Origin of the sequence: Streptomyces sp. GC420 (genome assembly GCF_009916105.1) — a bacterium.
Classification (GTDB): domain Bacteria; phylum Actinomycetota; class Actinomycetes; order Streptomycetales; family Streptomycetaceae; genus Streptomyces.
Genome location: NZ_JAAAXQ010000543.1, coordinates 1 through 3,937 on the forward strand (window position 1 = coordinate 1; position 3,937 = coordinate 3,937).

Here is a 3,937-nt window from a genome sequence, read left to right on the forward strand (position 1 = left end):
CGGTGAGCCTGCCGCCCGCGTCGAGGTCGACCAGGAAGCGGGTGGCGTCGCCGAGGTAGACGACTTCCGCGACGGTGCCGACGGCCTCCGAGTGCGTGCCGTGTTCCGGTTCGCCGGTGAGCGCGGACTCCTTCAGTACGCGGATCTTCTCCGGCCGGATGCTGTAGGTGCCGGGGCTGCCGACGACCTGCTGCGCGGCCTCGCCCGTCAGCAGGTTCGACGTACCGACGAAGCCCGCGACGAACGGGGTGGCGGGGCGTTCGTAGATCTCGGCCGGGGTTCCCACCTGCTCGATGCGGCCCTGGTGGAACACCGCGATCCGGTCGCTCATCGTCAGCGCCTCCTCCTGGTCGTGCGTGACGAAGACGAAGGTGATGCCGACCTCGCGCTGGATCGCCTTGAGCTCGACCTGCATCTGCTCGCGCAGCTTGAGGTCGAGTGCGCCGAGCGGCTCGTCGAGCAGCAGCACCTTCGGGCGGCCGACGAGGGCGCGGGCCAGCGCGACGCGCTGGCGCTGGCCACCGGAGAGCTGGGAGGGGCGACGGCCGCCGAAGCCCGGCAGCCGGACGCTGTCCAGGGCCTCCCTGGCCTGCTTCAGCCGCTCCGCCCTGGGGACCTTGCGGATCTTCAGGCCGTAGGCGACGTTCTGTTCCACGGTCATGTGCGGGAAGAGCGCGTAGTCCTGGAAGACCGTGTGCACGTCGCGTTCGAACGGTGCCAGCCGGGTCACGTCGGCGCCCGCGAGTTCGATCGTGCCGCTGGTGGGCGTCTCGAAGCCGGCGATCATCCGCAGGACCGTGGTCTTGCCCGAGCCGGACGGGCCGAGCATCGAGAAGAACTCGCCGTCGGGCACCTCCAGATCGACGCCGGCCACGGCCTCCGTCCGGCCGAAGGCCTTGCGCAGGCCCTGGAGCCGGATCGCCATTCCCTCCATGGGCGGGAACCTTTCTGGTGCTGTCGGACGTTGGGTGTAAACATATGAGGTCATATTTTTAAGTTCAAGACCCCGCTAAGGTAAAGCCTGAGTCAAGCTCCAAGGTGGTCGTAGTGAACCGAGACAGACCCGGCGCCCACAGGGCCGTCTTCACCCCCGTCGACACCCTCGCCCGGGTGGACGCGGTCGTGCGGCGTCTCGGCGACGCCATCGACCTCGGACTCCTGGCCGACGGCGAGCAGCTGCCCGGCGAGGCGGACCTCGCCGGGCAGCTCGGCGTCTCCACCGTGACCTTGCGCGAGGCACTGATGGCGCTGCGGCAGCAGGGCCTGGTCACCACCCGCAGGGGCCGGGGCGGCGGCAGTTTCGTCACCGTCCCGGAAGGACCCGCGGAGGACCGCCTCCTTGCCCGGCTGGGCGACTGGAGCACCGAGGAGCTGCGCGACCTGGCCGACCACTGGGCGGCCGTCTCCGGCGCTGCCGCCCGGCTCGCCGCGCAGCGCACCGCTCCGGAGGATTTGCAGCAACTGCGGCGGTCCCTGGCGGAGTTGGCGGATGCCGAGGACTCGGCGGCGCGCAGCCGCGTCTCCGGGCGCCTGCACGTCGAGCTGGCCGCGGCCGCCCAGTCCGCCAGGCTGACCAGGGAAGAGGTGGCACTTCAGACCGAGCTCGGGGCGCTGCTGCGCCTCACCCTCGTCGAGGACGGGCACCTCAAGGACGTGGTGGATCGTCACCGCAACGTAATCAACGCCGTGCATGATGGTGCGGACGACCGTGCCAGGGACCTGGCCGAACAGTGCGTGCAGACCTCCATGGCACGCCTGATCGAGCTCCGCCTCGGTTCTGCCGGCGGTGCGCGCGGTCCCCGTCCGAAGGAGGGCCCAGATGGGCAGCAGTCCCCGCCTCGCGAGCACCGGGCAGACCGTACTCGACGATCCGCACCTGCCTGACGCGATGACGGCCGCCGACGCGGCAACCCGGGTCGGCGACGCGCTCGAAGGGGTCTTCGAGGCGGTGGCCGGAACGGCCGCGGCCACGGAGGCGATCCTCGCCGCCGCACTCGCGGACGGACGCCGCCCGGTCTCGGCGGACCTCGCCGCGCTCCGGCCGGCCCTGCACGACCGCCTGCGCCGGTACGAGCTGGTCTCCGGTCTCGGCTTCGTCGCGGCGCACGGGCTGCTCGACGACGTTCCCGCCTGTCTGGAGTGGTGGCAGACCGGTGCGGACGGCGACGTCCATCCGCTGCTGCTCAACCTGGACCCGGAGCACTCCGCGTACCACGACTACACCCACTGGGACTGGTTCACCCTCCCCCGCGACACGGGGCAGCGGGCGGTCGCGGGGCCGTACGTCGACTACCTGTGTTCCGACGAGTACAGCCTCACCCTCTCCGCGCCGGTGACGGTCGGCGGGCGCTTCATGGGCGTGGCCGCCGCCGACGTCTACCTGCGGCGCTTCGAGGCGGTCGTGGTGCCACTGCTCCAGCGCCTGCCCGGCCCCGCCCGCCTGGTCAACGCACGCGGCCGGGTCGCGGCCTCCACCGATCCCCGGCACCTCGGCGGATCGCTCACCAAGGGCCCGGACTTCGCGGCGGTGCTCGCGGGGCCGGCGGACGGCGCCGAACACGGCGGGCTCGAGCTGCGCCGCTGCGGCGGGCTGCCCCTCATCCTGCTGACGGCCTCGGCGAGGCGCGGGCGGTAGGCCGCCCGGGCGGCGAGGCGCGGGCGTCGGCTCGCGTCGCTGGCCCCGGGCGGTGGGCCTGGGCGGTGGACCCGTCGTCGTCGGCCACCGGGAAACCCGCTCGCCGCACCGGCCCGGTCTGCCTACGCTCGGCGTATGAGTTCCAAGCCCCTCGTGGCCATCCTCAGCGGCGCGGGCATCTCCACCGACTCCGGAATCCCTGACTACCGCGGTCCGAACGGGCTGTGGCGGAAGGATCCGGAGGCGGAGAAGCTCGTCACGTACGAGTACTACATGGGCGATCCGGATATCCGGCGGCGGTCCTGGCAGATGCGGCGCGGCAACCGCGCGCTCAGGGCCGAGCCGAACGCGGCGCACCGGGCGGTCGTCGAGCTGGAGCGGTCCGGGGTGCCGGTACGGGTGATCACCCAGAACGTGGACGGACTGCACCAGATCGCCGGGATGCCCGCCCGCAAGGTGCTCGAACTGCACGGCACGGTACGGAGCGTCGCCTGCACCACGTGCCATGCGCGCGGACCGATGGAGGACGCGCTCGCCCGTGTCGAGGCCGGGGAGGAGGATCCGCCGTGCCTGCGGTGCGGCGGGATCCTGAAGTCGGCCACCGTGATGTTCGGCGAGCGCCTCGACCCGGTGGTCCTGGGCCAGGCCCTCGCCATCAGCAAGGCGTGCCAGGTGTTCATCGCCGTCGGCACCAGCCTGCAGGTGCAGCCCGCCGCCGGACTGGCCGGCGTCGCCGCCGACCACGGCGCAAGGCTGATCATCGTCAACGCCGAGCCGACTCCGTACGACGACATCGCCGACGAGATCATCCGGGAACCGATCGGGACGTCCCTGTCGGCGCTGCTGCGGCGCATCGCGAACGGGGCCTGAGCGTGCCGCCGGTCCTGGAACCGTTTCTGGAGCCACGGCTCGGAGAGCGTCTGACCCTCGGCGGCCGGATGACCGCCCGGGAGACGGCCGCGGCGGTGGCCCTGATCGCCCGGTACCTCGACGAGGACGTGCCCGCGGACGACCCCGCCGCGCTCGTGCGGGCAGTCCTCGAAGCAGAGGTCCTGATCGCGCCGGGCGGGGTGTGCCTGCGCGACACGGGAGCAGGCACCACCGTTCCAACGGGCTGGTGTTTCGGCCTGGAGAACTGGCGGGACTGGGGAGAACTGGCCGAGGGCGGGCTGCCGCGGCTCGGGCACGATCCGGCGCCCCTGGTGGAGCACGGCGACGGCTGGTTCCGGCTGTGCGACGGGCGGGGTGCGTCGGTGGAGGTCCCGTACGGCGAGGTGGCCGGGCTGTTGCGGGGCGCGCAGC

At 72.4% G+C, this 3,937-nt stretch carries 4 protein-coding genes and 1 pseudogene; 4 read left to right on the forward strand and 1 reads right to left on the reverse strand.

Annotated features, from left to right (window positions below; genetic code table 11):
• Positions 1-934: ABC transporter ATP-binding protein (locus tag GUY61_RS35750; protein WP_166634466.1), on the reverse strand; the 934-nt coding region annotated here is incomplete at its 3' end.
• 113 nt (positions 935-1,047) lie between these two features.
• Between GUY61_RS35750 and GUY61_RS35755 the strand changes: the two genes are divergently transcribed.
• From GUY61_RS35755 to GUY61_RS35770, 4 genes and pseudogenes are all read left to right on the forward strand, one after another.
• The gene (locus tag GUY61_RS35755; RefSeq protein WP_166634467.1) at positions 1,048-1,884 is read left to right on the forward strand and encodes a FadR/GntR family transcriptional regulator; all 837 of its coding nucleotides are present in this window, start codon (positions 1,048-1,050) and stop codon (positions 1,882-1,884) included.
• Positions 1,820-2,635 (forward strand): cache domain-containing protein, encoded by an 816-nt coding sequence (locus GUY61_RS35760; RefSeq protein ID WP_166634468.1) that lies wholly within the window; start codon positions 1,820-1,822, stop codon positions 2,633-2,635. The genes GUY61_RS35755 and GUY61_RS35760 overlap by 65 nt, the downstream gene beginning before the upstream one ends.
• A gap of 135 nt (positions 2,636-2,770) precedes the next feature.
• On the forward strand, positions 2,771-3,505 hold the full coding sequence (locus tag GUY61_RS35765; protein ID WP_166634469.1) for a Sir2 family NAD-dependent protein deacetylase: 735 nt from the start codon (positions 2,771-2,773) through the stop codon (positions 3,503-3,505).
• Positions 3,506-3,573: 68 nt separating this feature from the next.
• A pseudogene (locus GUY61_RS35770) lies at positions 3,574-3,937 on the forward strand (hypothetical protein); the annotation flags it as partial.